17 protein-coding genes are annotated in these 17235 nt (G+C 56.1%); 5 read left to right on the forward strand and 12 right to left on the reverse strand.

The genetic code is table 11. The features are described from left to right. Positions 1-137: 137 nt before the first annotated feature. From KXU80_RS17415 to KXU80_RS17425, 3 genes are read right to left on the reverse strand one after another with little or no spacing between them, the layout of a single operon-like run. A complete protein-coding gene (locus tag KXU80_RS17415; RefSeq protein WP_219834484.1) occupies positions 138-464 on the reverse strand; it encodes a DMT family transporter in 327 nt (108 codons plus the stop codon). 35 nt (positions 465-499) lie between these two features. Continuing rightward, positions 500-865, reverse strand: coding sequence for a DMT family transporter (locus KXU80_RS17420; RefSeq protein WP_219834485.1), 366 nt, complete (start codon positions 863-865; stop codon positions 500-502). 6 nt (positions 866-871) lie between these two features. Continuing rightward, positions 872-1468, reverse strand: a complete 597-nt coding sequence (locus tag KXU80_RS17425) for a TetR/AcrR family transcriptional regulator (protein ID WP_219834486.1) — start codon at positions 1466-1468, stop codon at positions 872-874. Between the two features lie 249 nt (positions 1469-1717). On the opposite strand from KXU80_RS17425, the gene KXU80_RS17430 reads away from it, so the two are divergent. Together KXU80_RS17430 and KXU80_RS17435 are read left to right on the forward strand one after the other, a co-directional pair. Continuing rightward, complete coding sequence (locus KXU80_RS17430) at positions 1718-2815, forward strand: helix-turn-helix domain-containing protein (RefSeq protein WP_219834487.1); 1098 nt, start codon at positions 1718-1720, stop codon at positions 2813-2815. A gap of 22 nt (positions 2816-2837) precedes the next feature. Then, complete coding sequence (locus KXU80_RS17435) at positions 2838-3167, forward strand: YnfA family protein (RefSeq protein ID WP_219834488.1); 330 nt, start codon at positions 2838-2840, stop codon at positions 3165-3167. 46 nt (positions 3168-3213) lie between these two features. Here the strand turns inward: KXU80_RS17435 and KXU80_RS17440 are convergent, their stop codons facing one another. The 7 genes from KXU80_RS17440 to nirB form a co-directional block, all read right to left on the reverse strand. After that, a complete protein-coding gene (locus KXU80_RS17440) occupies positions 3214-3984 on the reverse strand; it encodes a GTP cyclohydrolase II (RefSeq protein WP_219834489.1) in 771 nt (256 codons plus the stop codon). A gap of 207 nt (positions 3985-4191) precedes the next feature. After that, positions 4192-5502, reverse strand: a complete 1311-nt coding sequence (gene nagZ, locus KXU80_RS17445; protein ID WP_219834490.1) for a beta-N-acetylhexosaminidase — start codon at positions 5500-5502, stop codon at positions 4192-4194. A gap of 162 nt (positions 5503-5664) precedes the next feature. After that, positions 5665-6492 (reverse strand): alpha/beta hydrolase family protein, encoded by an 828-nt coding sequence (locus KXU80_RS17450; RefSeq protein ID WP_308858100.1) that lies wholly within the window; start codon positions 6490-6492, stop codon positions 5665-5667. Positions 6493-6581: 89 nt separating this feature from the next. Continuing rightward, entirely contained in the window at positions 6582-7277 is a 696-nt protein-coding gene (locus tag KXU80_RS17455) for a DNA alkylation repair protein (protein ID WP_219834491.1), read from the reverse strand. Positions 7278-7424: 147 nt separating this feature from the next. Continuing rightward, positions 7425-8249, reverse strand: coding sequence for a uroporphyrinogen-III synthase (locus tag KXU80_RS17460; RefSeq protein WP_219834492.1), 825 nt, complete (start codon positions 8247-8249; stop codon positions 7425-7427). A 67-nt stretch (positions 8250-8316) separates the two neighbouring features. Beyond that, on the reverse strand, positions 8317-8652 hold the full coding sequence (gene nirD, locus KXU80_RS17465) for a nitrite reductase small subunit NirD (RefSeq protein WP_219834493.1): 336 nt from the start codon (positions 8650-8652) through the stop codon (positions 8317-8319). Positions 8653-8717: 65 nt separating this feature from the next. Further along, on the reverse strand, positions 8718-11180 hold the full coding sequence (nirB, locus tag KXU80_RS17470) for a nitrite reductase large subunit NirB (RefSeq protein WP_219834494.1): 2463 nt from the start codon (positions 11178-11180) through the stop codon (positions 8718-8720). A gap of 560 nt (positions 11181-11740) precedes the next feature. Here nirB and KXU80_RS17475 point away from each other — a divergent pair. Together KXU80_RS17475 and KXU80_RS17480 are read left to right on the forward strand one after the other, a co-directional pair. Then, complete coding sequence (locus KXU80_RS17475; protein WP_219834495.1) at positions 11741-12298, forward strand: ANTAR domain-containing response regulator; 558 nt, start codon at positions 11741-11743, stop codon at positions 12296-12298. Positions 12299-12591: 293 nt separating this feature from the next. Beyond that, positions 12592-13830, forward strand: a complete 1239-nt coding sequence (locus KXU80_RS17480) for a nitrate/nitrite transporter (protein WP_219839096.1) — start codon at positions 12592-12594, stop codon at positions 13828-13830. A gap of 217 nt (positions 13831-14047) precedes the next feature. Here KXU80_RS17480 and KXU80_RS17485 read toward each other — a convergent pair whose 3' ends face one another. Continuing rightward, a complete protein-coding gene (locus KXU80_RS17485) occupies positions 14048-14698 on the reverse strand; it encodes a molybdenum cofactor guanylyltransferase (protein ID WP_219834496.1) in 651 nt (216 codons plus the stop codon). A gap of 185 nt (positions 14699-14883) precedes the next feature. Beyond that, the gene (locus tag KXU80_RS17490; RefSeq protein WP_219834497.1) at positions 14884-16542 is read right to left on the reverse strand and encodes a glutamine--tRNA ligase/YqeY domain fusion protein; all 1659 of its coding nucleotides are present in this window, start codon (positions 16540-16542) and stop codon (positions 14884-14886) included. A gap of 146 nt (positions 16543-16688) precedes the next feature. On the opposite strand from KXU80_RS17490, the gene KXU80_RS17495 reads away from it, so the two are divergent. Continuing rightward, complete coding sequence (locus KXU80_RS17495) at positions 16689-17234, forward strand: MarR family winged helix-turn-helix transcriptional regulator (protein ID WP_219834498.1); 546 nt, start codon at positions 16689-16691, stop codon at positions 17232-17234. Position 17235 lies beyond the last annotated feature (1 nt).

The raw sequence follows: 17235 nt of genomic DNA on the forward strand, positions 1-17235 counted from the left end.
TCGTCTCGCGCTCGCAAAAAAACCGTTCTTCGGAAGGCTGGAGAGTCATGTCCAGCCCCGCGGGGAACGGTTTTTTTGGGTTGCTGCGCTTCTTACGCTATCGCTTCGTCACGGCCTAGCTCGGCGCGAATCTTCCTTTATCCGTGCCCGCCGCTCGTAAATTTAAGTCCTGCCGCGCCGATGATGATCATCGCGATAAAGAGCAGCTTCCGCTTATCCTTGGATTCGCCGAATAGGAGCATCCCCAGAAGGACGCTGCCAATGGAACCGATTCCCGTCCAGATGGCATAGGCCGTGCTGATCGGAATTTCTTGCAGTGATCGTGATAAGCAGTAGAAGCTGACGAATCCCGAACAAAGTGCCAGCAGCGTACCCCTGGCATTTTTGAACCCGTTCGAAAGCTTGATCCCGGTTACGCCGCCGACCTCGCCAAGCCCGGACAGCAGTAAGAATAACCACGCCATGGCGGAGCACCTCCTTGTTCTTCATGTTGGTTTTATTATTCCGATGTCTGTTCCGGCTTAGCTGCCACTTGCTCCGCTTCCCCTTTGCCCGAAATCACCTTCAAGCCCACGATACCGCCGACCAGCAGCGCGATAAAGAACAGCTTGAACACGCTTGCGGGCTCATCCAGCAGCACGATGCCGACGATGACCGTGCCCACCGTTCCAATTCCCGTAAAGACGGCATAGGCCGTCCCGACCTCGATCCGGCGCATCGCTCTTGCGAAACAGAAGAAGCTAACCGCTAACAGTGTAATCGTAATAACGCTCGGCAGCCATTTGGTAAACCCTTCAGACGCCTGGAGCCCGGAGGCCCATGCGACTTCAAGCAGCCCCGCGAGCAGCAAATACAACCACGCCACGATGCCTCACCCTCTCGTTCCCGCGTATTCCTGTTTCATCGCATCCCGCATCCAATCCCACAGCAACGCCTGCCGTGTTCGATAGCGAGCGGAATCGTACAATTTATGCTCCACCAGCAATCCGTCGAGCAGCGCATAGAACAGCGCGAGCAGACGCTCAGCCTGCTCGTCGCTGCACCTGCCTGGCTGCGCGCACGCATGAAGCAGCTTCATTAAGACAACCGTAAACGCATCCTCATAGGCCGTAAACTTCTCTCGCAGCCGCTCCTCCAGCTTGCGAGGCGGCATGAGCATCGTTCGTTTCAGAAACGACTGCCCTTTCGAGAGACCATCCAAATCGGTGAAGAAGCGGAATATCGTATAAAACCGCTCTATGGGCAGCTGATGCTCCGTTTCTGTAAGCAGCATCGTAAACTTCTCGAACTCTTCATGAATTGCATCCTCCAGCAGTGCAAGAAAGAGCTGCTCCTTGGAATCGAAATGCGCGTAAATCGACGGCGTCTTGATGCCGACAGACTTGGCAATCTCCGAGAGAGACACGCCCTCATAGCCCGATTCCGCGAACAGCGTCAGCGCGGCTTGTTTCAATCGGTTCGCTGTCATTTGGCTCGCTCCCCTTAATTTGTATCGATCACCCAGACAGACTAACGAACGTTAGTTAGCAATAGATGCAATAATAAACGGATCAAGATGCGGTGTCAAGGGGTACCGCACGGAGGCGCAGGCAGTCTTCGCAACCAAGCTGCTCCAGCTTCGCCTAGGTGTCAGCTTCTTAATTTAGCTTGAGAAAATTCGGCATTTTATATTATTATGTAATTACGTAATTAAATAATAATTATTCGAGGTGAGTCCATGAATCAACAACGGGATTATGGCACCGAATTAGATGTGTTGAAAGAACAGTTCGAACGGCTGCAGGAGCAGCTGGACCGCATAACCGGCACCCGGCCGAGGACGGAAGCGATTGCGGCCGGAGCCGCGGAAGATTCGCCGCGCGGGACCATCCATTTCGCCGGTTCCTTCCGTCAGGGAGACGGCCTGCTTAAATGGGAAGCTCAGGAGCGGGCTGCCGAGGAGCTGCTGCAGTTCGACAGCGAAAGCACGGCGAAGATTCTGGCGGCGCTCGGTCATAAGCAGCGGCTCGATATTCTTCGAGCGCTGCTCGGGAAGCCGCAGACGGGGGCCGCTCTCGTGGAGCAGCTGCAAATGGGCACGACCGGGCAGCTCTACCATCATATCAAGGCGCTCGCCGGCGCCGACCTGCTGCAGCAGGAAGAACGAGGCGGCGCTTACACCGTACAGCCTTCGCGGCTGCTTCCCATTCTGCTGCTGCTTTCCGCATCGCATGATCTGCGGGAAACGAGCGATTACTTGGATATGACGGCCGTGCGCGACCAAGCCGGCGATTATTTAGGCAGCGCATCAGCCGGTAAATACGATCCCCATATCCTGCTGTGGGCTGTGCTTGAGAACAGCATCATGGAGCATGAAGCCGGATTTTGCTCGGAGGTGAATCTATTTCTGCATGCGGACGGCACCGTCACGATTGCCGACAACAGCCGAGGCATTCCTGTTTCGCTGCTCTCCGGTACGGGTAAAACCTGGCTCCATACCGTTATGACCGATCTCCAGCAGCTATTCATTCGCGGTGCGGTAGTAACCGTGCCGGGAAGCGCCAAAGGCATCAACATCGCCGTCGTCAATGCCATGACGTCCAGGCTGCAGGTCGAAGCGCGCCGCGAAGGCGTCATTGTGCGGCAGAGCTATAAGCACGGCATCCCTCAGCACCCGCCGCTGACGATCGGCGTTACGGGAGAGACCGGCACCAGCGTCACTCTCGAGCCGGACGCCGAGCTCTTCACCGGTGCGTTCGACAGCGGGCAAATCATGCAGCGCGCCGAAGAAATCATGACCGCCTTCCCCAATCTGACTGTCCGCATGCACACGTAACGGCCGAAAGGAGCCTCTCCTGATGATGAACACCATCTTACTCTTCCTTCTGGCCGGACTCGCTGAAATCGGAGGCGGCTACCTTGTCTGGCTGTGGCTGAAGGAAGCCAAGCCGCTCTGGTTCGGGCTCGTCGGCAGCCTCATCCTGATCGCGTACGGCGTCATTCCCACCTTGCAAAGCTTCCCGTCCTTCGGCCGTGTATACGCCGCTTACGGCGGGGTGTTCATCGTGCTCGCCGTGCTGTGGGGCTGGCTGGTTGACCGCAAAACGCCGGATCTCTACGACTGGATCGGCGCTGCGGTCTGCATCGCCGGTGTGTCCATCATGCTGTGGGCACCCCGCGGCGGCTGAGGCAAACAAAAAAAGACCGGGCCATCGCCCGGTCTTCGTTCTTGCCTTACGGTATCGTTAATTCCTCGTTAAAATGCCCGGAACGATTGACTTTGGTCTCCAAATATTTGCGGTTAAACTCCGATATATCTCCCCACAGCGGAATCCGGCCATCCACATTCATGCCGGACGCCTTGAGTGCTTCAAGCTTGCGCGGATTATTCGTAATCAGCGTCACCGGCTTGCTGCGAAGATGCTTCAGCACAAGCAAGGTATCGTCATAACTGCGCGTGTCGTCCTTGAAGCCGAGCTCCAGGTTCGCTTCCACCGTATCATAGCCCTTCTCCTGCAGCAGATACGCCATCGCTTTGCTGAACAGCCCGATGCCGCGGCCCTCGTGGTTTGACAAGTAGAACAGCGCACCCGCGCCGTGGGACGCAATCATTTTCATGGACTGATGCAGCTGGAATCCGCAGTCGCATCGCTTGCTGCCGAAGATATCGCCCGTATGGCAAATGCTGTGCATGCGGATGAGCGCTTCGGGACTGTTCTCAAAATCCCCGTGCACCAGCACGCTCGACTGCTGCTTCTCCGCCAAATTGGACGCCGATAGCTGCTCGATGATAAATTCCGTCCGCTCTGTCTCTTTGCAGCCGCCTTCTGTATGAACGAGATCCTTACAGGGCAGCCAGCAGTACCATTTGAAGAGAACCGTTTCTCCGTCTAAATTGACAGGCAGGTTGATGGGACCTACCAAAATAATCGTTCCGTTCTTGCCTTTAATCGTCTCGATGTTTTGATCCAACAGGGAAACAATGCTTTCATCTATGGCCGGCATGATGAGTACCTCCTTGACGTAGATTGACTCTTCCCTTCACGTTAGTGTGAAGGAATGCACATGTAATTATTCGATCATAGCCAATTCAGGCCAAATAAGCCAGCCTGACTTTTTGGCAAGAGACGAAAAGAGCCGTTCTGAAGGCACGCGAGGAGCGCACCTGCCCAGAACGACTCGTATACGTCTAGCTTAACCCGAAGCCTTGGCTTAATGCGCCGCGACTGCCTTTTTGATCGTCGCATTGACGCCGCTCACGTCAGGGTTGCCGGGAATTCTCGCATCGCTCAGCTTGTATTTCATCTTCAGTGCCAGAATGCGTTTGACACTCTCATTAATTCTCTTCTCCGAGATGTCGCCCTTCTTCACGCTCTGCTTCAATGCCGTCAGCACGGTGGCGGCATCCTCGTACCCGTGCGCGAGCAGCACGATATCACTGCCTGCCTTCACCGTCGTGACCGCCGCCTGCGCAAGCCCGAAATTTTTCGAGATCGCACCCATCGTCATGTCGTCTGTGATGACAACGCCTTTATAGCCCAGCTGCCCGCGCAACTCATCCGTAATAATCGTCTTCGATAGCGAAGCCGGAACATTCTTATCGATTCTCGGGAAAAGGATGTGCGCAACCATCACCATGTCTACCCCATTCTGGACGGTAGCCTTGAACGGCACCCATTCGAACGCCTTTAGCTGCGCCAGGCTCTTATTTACCACCGGCAGCTCGAGATGGGAATCCACCGACGTATCGCCGTGCCCTGGAAAATGCTTCACTACCGGAATAACGCCTGCATCCTGAATCCCGTCCATGACAGCGAGGCCCATCTGCGTAACCCGCTTCGAGGTCGTGCCGTAGGAACGGTCGCCGATGACGGGATTGGCCGGATTGCTGTTAATGTCGAGCACCGGGGCAAAATCCACGTTAAAGCCCATCAGCTTGCTCGCTTTCCCCAGCACGCCGCCGATCGTACCCGCATACGACACATCACCCGTATCGCCGATCGACCGTCCCGTCGGCAGCTTCAGCAAGCCGGGAAGCCGGCTCACCCGTCCGCCCTCCTGATCCACGGAAATGAACAGCGGCGAATGGTTCACTTTGTTCCATGCTTTCAGCTGATTGGTGTAAGCCGCCACGCCGGCAGGCGTCGTAACATTGCCTTTATAGAAAATAAAACCGCCGATATGCTGCTTCTCGATCATGGCTCTCGCCTGCGCGCTTGGCGCGGTACCGTCCAGCCCCGCGATAATCATTGCGCCAAGCTTCTCGTCAAGCGACATCTTCTGCAGCTTCAGCGCGATCAATTCCTCCGTTGTCGGCACCTGCTGCACCGGCTGGGATGGCGGCTTCGAAGGCGGCTGCGCCGATGTTCCCTCGGACGGCTTCGGAGGTGTTGTTTGTTTGACCGGCGTTGTCCCTTGCCCTGGGGATGCTGAAGACGTCCCCCCGCTTCCGCTGCCGGCGGAACCGCAGCCGCTCATGACGCCCAAGGCAAGCGCCAAGACGGCAAGCTGTGTTTTTCTCATGTGAATCACCACTCGTTTCTTCGTTGTCTTCCTAGTCATACCCTAATGTACGAAGACGGAACCTTATTTTGTTGCAGTCCCCCTCAAAATTCCGCAGTCCAAGAAGACGCAAAAAGCCGTCTTCACTAACTCGGAGTGAAAACGGCTCAAACGTATGATCGATTAAATCGTCCACAGACTCCAATCGCTGCGGCGCTTGCCGATCGTATCGATCCAGCGAAGCGAAGCTCCGAACAGCTCATCGCGGGAAGCTTTGCTCGAGAACGTATGGTCCCCCTGCAAAATCACTTCTTTATCGCAATTGCCTTCCTTGCGAAGCCAGAACATCTTCTGATATAAGAAGCAGTAGTCGACCGGAATGACCGTATCGGCCGTCCCGTGCACGATCAAGACATCGCCGCTGTACCCGCGAAGCTCCGTTAGCGGCTGATACTGTGCCAGCGAGTCGGTAAACCGCTTCGTGAACAGGTAGTGCATATAATCCGCCTTGCCGGCCGTTTCGATCTCTTCAATCGCTTTGGTACCAATGATATTGCGAATATCCATGAACGGGTGGGCGACCGGCGCCCACAGTACAAGCGACTTCACCCGCGAATCGCGGGCTGCCGTCAGCACCGCAACAGCGCCGCCGAGGCTGTGTCCGAGCAGGATAAGGCGCTCTGCATCGACGAGATCCAGGCTGAGCGCATAGTCGATCACCGTGCGCGTCTGCGCAATCAGCTCATCCAGGCCGCCGCTGCCGTAGTCGCCGGTGCTCTCGCCGCAGCCGCCGTAATCGAAGCGAAGCACCAAGTAGCCGCTGCTCGTCAAGCGTTCCGCCGCTTCGACGAACAACCGGTCCGTCCCCATCCGATTGCCGATAAAGCCATGGGCAATAATGACGATCGGAAGTTTGGCGGGACGCTTAACCCCTGCATCTACGGCCGGATATTGAAGCACACCGGCTAGTTCGATATCGCCGCTCTTAATTGTTATGGTATGATTCATCATTGGCACCACCTTATTCCCTATAATTCCTACCTACTTTGTTGGAATTAAGAATAGCACGGATTTCGGCAGTCGTCAATTCCATTTCATGCCTAATCACCAATATGCTTGAGCGCCTCGCGGACGCTAAGCGGCGACAGCGGCGTCTCCCGTACAAATGCGCGAACCGCGCCCGCATCCGTCTTGCCGTACTCCCGAAGCGCCCAGCCGATCGCCTTGCGGATGAAGAACTCCTCCTCATGCGCCGTGCGCCTAATCAGCGCGAACAGCAGCGCCGCGTCCGTGCGCCCTTTGTAGCCGAGCTGGAACAAAATCGCGCTGCGCCGCAGCCACAGGTTGTCCGAAGCAATCCATTTCTCCGTATAGGCCGGAATAAGCTCCGGATGCATCGCGAAGAGGGCGCCTGCAAAATGACCAGCCAGCAGGTCGACCGTGTCCCACCAAGCATGCGTCGTAATCAGCATTTCGAGCAGCGCCGTTTGCTCAGGCGGCAGCTGCTTCTTGCGCTTCTCCATCAGCACCATAGCGGTATAATGAAACTCCCGCTCCGGCTGCGCCCACAGGTCTCTCACAACCGCTTCCAGCGTTTCGCCCTGCGGAAAGCCGTGCACCTTGGTGAACGTCTTCGTGAGCGCGGCCCGCTCCGGCGTCCGGATACCGAGAAAGGAAAACTGGTTTCGCATATATGCCGTCATACCCGCAGCCGTCTCGGCATCGCGATGTCCGCGCAGCAAGGTCTGCAGCTCAGCGCTGTAAGCCGCAGCGTCTTCCACTTTCACAGCCGCCATTGTCTCTGCCTCCTTGGCGCCGTCTACGCGTTCGCCATCGTTTACTCAAACCGATTATAGCAGAAGAGCCCCTCTTATTTCAGAGGAGCTCTTCAAGATAGCCTATAGATAAACGATATTCAAGAGCACTACGTCCGGACAGCCTCCCTACGCAACGTAATGACCGCCGGATTCGCCGAAGAACTTGCTCATCGCCACAACCATATTGCCCATGCGTTCCTCTTCCGGGAACAGCACGCGCCGCACGCCTTCCTCATGAATCGCTTCCGCGGTCACTTTGCCAACCGCAACCGCCAGGACGGCGCCCGAGAAAGCAGCGCGAATCTCATCTAGTCTGCCTAGCTTAGCCGCGCAGCCCATGACGTATCGTACCTGCACCGTGCTGGTGAACGTGACAGCGTCGACCTCCGCAGCGATAATTTCTTCGATTAATTGCTCGACAACATTGCCCTCCGGCGGAATATGCCGGTAAGGCAGCAATTCCTCGCACAGCGCGCCGCGGCCAGCCAGCTCGCCGATGATGCGCGGAGACGGGTCGCCATACAGCTGAAGCACCACGCGCTTGCCATGCAGCTCGCAATCCCCCATGGCGCGCAGCAGACCAGCCGTGGTTCCGTCATCGTCTCGCACCGCTGGGGCGATGCCGATCTTGCGAAGCGCGTTGACCGTCTTGTAGCCGCGGGCGGCAATCTTCATGCCGCCGAGCGTTTGCAGCAGCGGCTCCGTCAGCCCATGCCGTTCCGCCGTCTGCAGCAGCGCGTCCGTCCCTACGCCTGTCGTCAAGACGAGCCAGTCCGCCGGCTGCGCAATGAGGGCCCGCAGCTGCGCCTCAATCTGGGTATCGTCTAGAAAGACGGTGCCTTGCGCGGGCCGCAGAATCGCCGAACCGCCGAATTTGGCTACTATCTTGCTGAGATCGTCCGCTTTGCGCGGACCTGTCACCGCAATGACCTTCCCTTCCAATCGCGCCATCGCCACCGCCCCCATCCTTAAGCCTGCTCACTTCGAACGCTTCATCTCAATCAGCTTCCGCCTGCGCTTAGGAAACCTTCGTTCCCAAGCCGTCTTTCAGAAACAAGATCACAATACCTCCGCCGTCCACTTCAACGCGGTACGTCTCGACGCAGCCGTCATCAGGCGCTTGCACAAGGCCGTCGTGCAGGTTGATCTTCCGGTCGTGAAGCGGACAGAAGACATGATGATCGCATACGATGCCTTCCGAAAGCTTGCCCTGCTTATGCGGGCACAGATTGTCAATCGCCTTGACCGTTCCGTCGGACAGCTTGAACATCGCCAGCTCCAGTGTCCCCATCCGAAAAACTCGGCCAGAACGCTCGGGAAATTCAGAAATATGTCCCACAATCACTTCGTTCATCGTTCTCCTGCTCCTTTACGCTGCCGCCGAGGCGGCAGCATTGTCTCTTCTAGTGGTCATCCTGCTTATTTGGACTCATTCGCCGCAGCCGCTTCCGGATTCACGGCGCCTTTAGCCGTCAGTGCATCGAAGGCAACGCGCAAATCGTCGTTCTCGATGATTTGCTTCCAAGGATCCTGCATCAAATCCAGCGTTTTGTCGATGCGGGCATTCAGCGCATCGCGGTCTTCCTTCTTCTCAAGCGCCTTCTTGACCGTATCCAGACCGACGCGCACCGCCCACTCGCTCGTACGCTCCAAGTAATTCGCCGTCTCGCGGTAATATTGCAGGTAAGCGCCCGTCCACTCCAGCACTTCTTCCTCCGTCTTCACTTTAACCAGCAGGTCCGCAGCGCGGACGCGGGTACCGCCGTTGCCGGCCATGTAGAGCTCCCAGCCGCCGTCGATTGCCACGACGCCAAGATCTTTAATCGTCGCTTCCGCACAGTTGCGCGGGCAGCCGGATACGGCCAATTTCACTTTATGCGGCGTATCCAGACGCTCGAATTTCTTCTCCAGGTCGATGCCCATCTTGATGGCATCCTGCGTGCCGAAGCGGCAGAACGTATTGCCTACGCAGGTTTTGACCGTACGCAGCGATTTGCCGTATGCATAGCCGGATGGCATATCGAGATCCTTCCACATGCCCGGCAGGTCTTCTTTCTTCACGCCGAGCAAGTCGATCCGCTGCCCGCCGGTAAATTTCACAAGGGGCACCTGATATTTCTCAGCAACGATGGCGATCCGCTTCAGATCCTCCGGCGTCGTTACGCCGCCATATATACGGGGAACGACGGAGAACGTGCCGTCCTTCTGAATGTTCGCATGGTTACGTTCGTTGACGAAGCGGGATTCCGGCTCATCCCCGTGCTCTTCCGGGAACGCCATGCCCAGGTAGTAGTTCAAGGCAGGACGGCACTTGGAGCAGCCTTCGGGATTATGCCATTCCAGGACGTGCATAACTTCCTTCGTCGTCGTCAGACGCATTTGCTGAATTGCGTTCACCACTTCATCGCGGGACATCGTCGTGCAGCCGCAGATGCCTTCCTTCACTTTCGTTACTTGATCGGCGCCGAGCGTCGTCGTCAGAATCGCTTCCACGAGCGGTTTACAGCCGCCGCAGCCTGCAGATGCCTTGGTGCAAGCCTTCAATTCGCCAAGGCTGACGCAGCCCTTCTCCGTAATCGCTTCTACTAATGTATCTTTCGTAACCCCGTTACAGCCGCAGACGATTTCGTCGCCACTCATGGCCGTTACCAGATCTTCCATGCTAAGCGTTTTGCTTCCGCCGCCGCCCGAAGGTCCGAACAGCACTTCCTTTTCTTTGCCCGTAAAATCCTGGCCACTGCGGATGAGCGAGAACAGCCGCGAGCTGTCGCTCGTATCGCCGAAGAGCACGGTGCCAATGATTTTGCCGTTCTCGAAGACGACTTTCTTATACACGCCGTCCAGGTCATCCTGCACGCGGAGCGCCTTCGTACCGGGTTCGTCGGTATAACGGCCCGCCGAGAATACGTTGACGCCGGACACTTTCAACTTCGTCGAGAGCACCGTGCCATGATAGCCGCCGCTGTCGACGCCGGCCAGCTTCTTCGCGAGAACCGCGCCTTGCTCATACAAGGGGGCCACGAGCCCGTAGGTCAAGCCGCGATGCTCGGCGCACTCGCCGACGGCATGGATATTCGGGATGCTCGCTTGCAAATGGTCGTCGACGACAATACCGCGGTTCACTTCAAGGCCGCTTTCCTTCGCCAGCCGCGCGTTCGGCCGGATACCGACCGCCATAACGATCAGGTCCGCCGCTTCATGCGTGCCGTCCTCGAAGGTCAGCCCCGTAACGCGCTCCTTGCCGGTGATGCGTGCGGACTTATGCTCCATAAGGAACCTCATGCCTTGGCTCTCCAGCTCCGCTTTCAGCATGCGGGACGCCGTTTCGTCCAACTGGAGGTTCATCAAATTCTTGTTGATATGCACGACCGCGACTTCCATGTTCAGGTTGATCAGGCCGCGCGCCGCCTCTAGACCAAGCAGGCCGCCGCCGATGACGATCGCTTTGCGATAGTTCTTCGAAGTCTCCATCATCGTCTCGCAGTCTTTGATATCGCGGAAGGCGATGACGCCTTCCTTGTCCGCGCCAGGCAGCGGGAGCATGAACGGCACCGAGCCCGTTGCGAACACCAGCTCATCGTAGGCAAGTGTAACGCCTGCGTTTGTTGTAACAGTCCGCTCCTCCGCGTCCACCGATACGGCCTCTTGGCCCGTCAGCAGCTGGATGCCGTTGTCGCGGTACCAATTCCAGTCGTTCAATATAATGTCCTTCATGCTTGCATCCCCGGCGAGTACGGAGGAGAGCATGATGCGGTTATAATTCGGATGCGGCTCGGAGCCGATAATGACAATTTCATAGCGGTTCGGGTTAAGCTTCAGCAATTGTTCAACAAAGGAAACGCCTGCCATGCCGTTTCCAATCATGACTAATTTCTTTTTCATGGCAATCTCTCCTAAAAGTTTTTGCGAAACCTTCCTTAAGCAACTTCTTCGGAAGCAAAAACTCACTTCGGAAGCATAAGCCAAGTTTTTGCGGAACCCGTAGACTCCATTGTTTCCTTGATGCAGAACGACCGTTGAACGGCTATCACAAAGCTCCCTTGCCTTGCTGCTTTATCGCTTATATTGGAATTCTGATGACTTCATTGCCCTTACCGACTGCCTTAAAAACATAAAAAGCCCATCCCGCAGTCAAAAAACATTGACGCGTGTGATAGGCTCCATTGCCGGATCGTGAGGGCACGCCATTGTGCCGTCGTTCGAAGATCTTGGCCTCAGTATATATCGTATTAAGATCTATGTCAACATTTCTAACATCAAATAACCACTCATCGCTTACAAATGAATACCGTTCCTTACTTCATATGCACCCATGGAAGATTATATCGTATTACGAACGATATTTGTCGACAGTTAGAGGCAGGGTATGTTATATTTTATTACACGTTTACCAAGCCGGATTACGGAAGCCACGCACGACCCCAAGCCTAATGAGGTGACCAATGATGAAATCAATTCTGTTTCTAGAGATTGGAAGACCCCCTGTTTCCATGCATAGCCTGCAGCAATGCTGCAAGTCGCTTCACCGCGCATCCAATATCAATGATGCCAAAGGCTTCATCAGCATCGTTGATGCCGTCGTTATGCACGTTCCGAGCGAAACCATGCACGACGTGCAGTCTACGATTGCCGGCATGAGACGGCTGCCCACGATGTGGCTATGTTCAGAGAGTACCATGCCTAAAGAAATGGAATGGGGTTTTACATTAGACGGCGTACTGTTCAGTTCCATGAACAGCCTGGAAATGAGTGTTGCGCTGAAATGGGGGTCCCGTGTTTTCCAGCAGCGCAAACGCTGGGCCGCCGAGCGCGAGCAGCTGATGCAGCGGATCGAGGAACGGAAGTGGATTGATCAGGCTAAAGCCGTATTGTGCGAAATCAAAGGCATTACGGAAGCGGAAGCTTATGATTTTCTGCGCAAGCAGGCCATGAACGAGCGCAAACGGATCGGCGATATCTCCGCCTCCATCGTGAAAGTGTATCAGCTCATTCACGGCTGACAGCGAAAATAATTGTGTGTTAGATATATTGACACGTAGTTTACGTTAACTCTATAATGCAACTAAGATCACAATGACGTGTATCGAACAATAACTTGGCTTGCACACCGACGTGCACAGCCGATGGCAAAGAGGCCGTATTGCAGTTCTTTGACTGCGATGCGGCCTTTTCTTGTATCAGCAGCGTCTGCAAGCACGCTGAATGATGGAGCGAACCGTTTCCACCGTTAATCGCCCGTGAAGAATCCTGCAAGAAAATGAGAATTTCACCTTGGAGAGGAGCTTTCCCTATGATGGACCGCAAAAGTTTTATGAAGAGTGGACATAGTCCTTCGTTGTTTAGCGCTTTTTTGTATTTCGATATGAGCTTTATGGTCTGGTCGCTGCTCGGCCCTCTGGCCGTCATCATTATGAGCGACTTCCAAATGGATGCCGCACAGAAAGCGAACTTGGTCGCGCTGCCCGTTCTCGGCGGATCAATCCTCCGTCTTGTGTTAGGTTATCTGACAGATGTTATTGGACCTAAGCGTACCGGGCAGTTAGGCTTGCTGCTCACGATGGTGCCTCTCGTCTGGGGTTGGAAATTCGTCGATTCTCTTAACGAGCTGTACATTGTGGCGCTCATGCTCGGTATTGCCGGCGCATCCTTCGCCGCTGCGCTCCCGCTGGCAAGCCGCTGGTATCCGCCGAAGTACCAAGGTCTCGCCATGGGCATCGCCGGGGCAGGAAACAGCGGTACTGTATTCTCCACCTTGTTCGCCAACCGGATTGCGGCACATTATGGTACTTGGCACGTCGTATTCGGCCTTGCGCTGATTCCTATCGCGCTCGTCTTCATCGTCTTCACCATCCTAGCCAAGGACAGCCCTAACCAACCGGCTCCGCGCAAGCTCTCCGATTACGGCAGGGTGCTCAACCAGCGCGACACCTGGGTATTCTGCGCGCTGTACTGCGTGACGTTCGGCGGTTTCGTCGGCATGGCCAACTACCTGACGATCTTCTTCAATACGCAATACGGACTAAGCCCGGTACGCGCGGCGGATTTTGCGACTGTATGCGTCATCGCCGGCAGTCTCTTCCGTCCAGTCGGCGGGTGGCTCGCTGACCGTGTCGGCGGCATAAGGATGCTGATGGGACTGTATGCGATCGTGGCGATCATGATGGCCTGCATCTCCACCCTTCCGACGCTGCCAGTCATTATCGTCCTCTTGTTTATCGGCATGATGGCGCTCGGCATGGGTAATGGCTCGGTGTTCCAGCTCGTTCCGCAGCGCTTCCAGAACGAAATCGGCATCGTTACCGGCATTGTCGGCGCAGCCGGCGGTCTCGGCGGCTACTTCCTGCCGAAAATCCTCGGGAACCTGAAGCTGTCCACCGGCACGTACACGCCCGGCTTTCTCATTCTTAGCGGCGTAGCGCTTGTATGCGTCGTACTCATCTTCGTGATCCAAGGAGCTTGGAAGAAAACATGGATCGGCAGCGGCGGCAAAGCCCGCGTCGATGCCAGCATGCCAGACAGCATCGCATCGTAATCATTTCCTGTCCATCTGAGGATCACCCCCGCCTCGCATGTTCGAGGAGGGTTTTCGATAGAAGAGAATCCCGCTCAAACCCGGGGGACTGCGTTCGTTTGACCACGCGGCATAAGTTCCATGGCGTTTGAAAATGCCCCTAGACCCGCACAGCGATACGGCTTGCGAGAATGGGGGCGTTTGCTATTGTACGGGAACGTGCCGCAGCACCTGCGGTTTAATGCTGGAGACTTCGAATATATTGCTCGTAGAGTTCGGGCGCGTTCAAATTCAGGAATGCCGCTTCCTCCGCCTCATAAATCGGAACTTGAACCGAGCGCAGCGCGCCGAGCAGCGACATCATCCGCAGCTCCTTCCGCGCCAGCCGCTGTGCAAGCTCCGCCGCAGCACTCGCATGATAGAGCGCATGGAACGGCTGATTTTCCACTCGAATGACTTGCGGCCCCGTGATTATACGTGTGCTTCCCTCTGTGGTAAGGCGACCTCCAGCCGCCACTGCTGCCTGCAGCATCCGCTCTAGCAGCGTCTCTGAGATATACGGCATGTCGCAGGCCATGACAAAGCCGTAGGCGCCGCCAGGCAGAAGTGACAACGCCGCATGAAGTCCCGCGAGCGGCCCGCAGTCCGGGAAGCGGTCGGCGGCGTAGGCAACCTCCGCAGGCAGCTTAGGCAGCAAGGACGCATAAGTCGCCTCGCGCTCCGGCGTGCCCGATGCGATAACAATTCGCCGCATCCCCAGCTGCAGCATCCGTTCCGCAATCGTCTGCAGCAGCGGTTTGCCTTCGATGGGCAGCAGTGCTTTGTCACGTCCCATGCGGGAGCTTTGCCCGCCTGCCAGAATAATGCCTGTAAGCTCCTCGACCGCCATACAATCCCCCTCACCAGATTCCATTCTCCATCCAATTCCATCCTGAATATTGATCCAAGTATAGCGTCCGGCGAAACGAAAGGAAAGAAGCCCCTCCCGCGTGCAAAAAAAGAAGCCGCCCCACTTGAATGGGGCAGCTTCCTCTATGCATGCAATCTAACAATTATAAATTCCCGGCTCCGTGATCAAGCCTTCGGATCAAATGAACTCTTGAGCGATACGATCCGGTTGAATACGATGCTCTCGGCGCCCGACAGCTTGGAATCGACATTGAAATAGCCGTGGCGGAAGAACTGGAACTTGTCTTGACCTTTGGCACCCTTCATATTCGGTTCCACGAAGCCCTGCAGCTTCGTCAAGGAGTTCGGGTTAATGCGCTCCAGGAATTCTTTGTCCGCATTCCCTTCTTCATCGGTGAGCAGCGGCTCGAACAACCGGAATTCCGCAGGTACTGCTTGGGATGCCTCCACCCAGTGAATCGTGCCTTTCACTTTGCGGCCGGTGAAGCCGGATCCGCTCTTCGTCTCGGGATCGTACGTGCATCGCAGCTCGACGACATTTCCGTCCGCGTCTTTGATCGCCTCTTCGCAGCGGATGAAATACGCGTTCTTCAGACGCACTTCGTTGCCCGGGAACAAGCGGAAGTACTTGCTCGGCGGGTTCTCCATGAAATCGTCCTGCTCGATGAAGATTTCGCGCGAGAATGGGATTTGGCGGCTGCCCATCTCTTCGTTCTCGGCGTTGTTCTCCGCTTCCAGCATCTCCACTTGCCCTTCCGGATAGTTGGTGATGACTACCTTCAGCGGCTGCAGCACGGCCATCGTGCGCGGCGCCTTCAGCTTCAGATCCTCGCGGATGAAGAACTCCAGCATCCGCTCGTCCACGATGCTGTATGCGCGCGCCACGCCGATCTCTCGGCAGAATGCGCGAAGCGCCTCCGGCGTGAAGCCCTTGCGGCGAAGGCCGCTGATCGTCGGCATGCGCGGATCGTCCCAGCTGTCGACGACGCCTTGGTCGACGAGCATTTTGAGGTATCGCTTGCTCATGATCGTGTTCGTGACGTTCAGGCGTGCAAACTCGTACTGATGCGGCGTGGATTCCATCTCGCATTCGGCGATAACCCAATCATACAGCGGACGGTGATCCTCAAACTCCAGCGTACAGATGGAGTGGGTAACGCCTTCGATGGCATCGCCGATCGGATGCGCGTAATCGTACATTGGATAGATGCACCAAGCATCGCCGGTCCGGTGATGATGAGCGTGCGCGATGCGGTACAGAGCCGGGTCGCGCAAATTAATGTTCGGCGAGCCCATGTCGATTTTGGCGCGGAGAATCCGTTCGCCATCCTTGAATTCCCCTGCGCGCATGCGTGTAAACAGGTCAAGATTCTCTTCCACGCTGCGGTCGCGGTACGGGCTATTTTGGCCCGGCACGGTGAGCGTGCCGCGCATCTCGCGCATCTGCTCGGCGGACAAGTCGCAGACGAATGCCTTGCCCTTCTTGATCAGCAGAACCGCGCGCTCGTACATCTCTTCAAAATAATCCGAAGCGAAACGAAGGTCGTCCCACTCGAAACCGAGCCAGCGGACGTCCTCCTGGATCGCTTCCACATATTCCGTATCTTCTTTCACGGGATTCGTATCGTCAAACCGCAAATTGGTTTTACCTTTGAATTCATCGGCAAGCTCGAAGTTCAGGCAGATCGATTTGGCGTGGCCGATGTGCAGGTAACCGTTCGGCTCCGGCGGAAAACGCGTGATGACTTCGTTTACTCTCCCGGACTGCAGGTCGTCAGTCACGATATTTTTAATAAAGTTAGAGGATGATGTCTTATTCTCCATTGCGACCAACCTTTCCCAGCTAAAATTCTTATCCTACTATCATACACAATTTTGCCCCTCTTTATAAATAGCAATCTTGACTTTCACGGCTCAAAATATATACTTAGGTTAGCTAACTAAATTACTTTCAGCAAAGGAGCACGACCATGCAAGGAGATCATGAGCACGAGGAGGAACATGCCCGCCCAGCGATCCACGAGCTGATTCGCGCTTTTCGGAATCTCCGGCAAATTCCATGGAACAACCGCCGCCCCATCGAGAACTGCACGCCGAGCGAAACGATGACCTTGTTCTGTATCCGCAGGGCGACAAGGTGCAATGCCGAAGGGCTCAAGGCATCGGAAATCAGCACCATGATGAACGTCGCCTCCCCGACGATCACGCAGACGCTCAACGTTCTGACAGCCAGAGGCCTGCTGCAGCGCAACCCGGATCCCCATGACCGCCGAGCCGTGCGCATCACGCTCACGGAAGAAGGCGAGCGGCTGACCGGGCTTGCGGCCGAGGCCATGCATGAGAAAATGAACGGACTCATCGCGCATCTGGGTCCCGGGCGGGCAGAACAGCTCGTCGCGCTGCTGGACGATGTGCACGCCTATTTCATAGGCGTGAACGGAGATCCCGAGCCGGGGCCGGACAATTGGTTTCGTCCCGGATGTCACACCAACACCACTACCAAAGAGGGTGAATAGG

The organism is Paenibacillus sp. R14(2021) (assembly GCF_019431355.1).
In the GTDB taxonomy this organism is placed as follows: Bacteria; Bacillota; Bacilli; order Paenibacillales; family Paenibacillaceae; genus Paenibacillus_Z.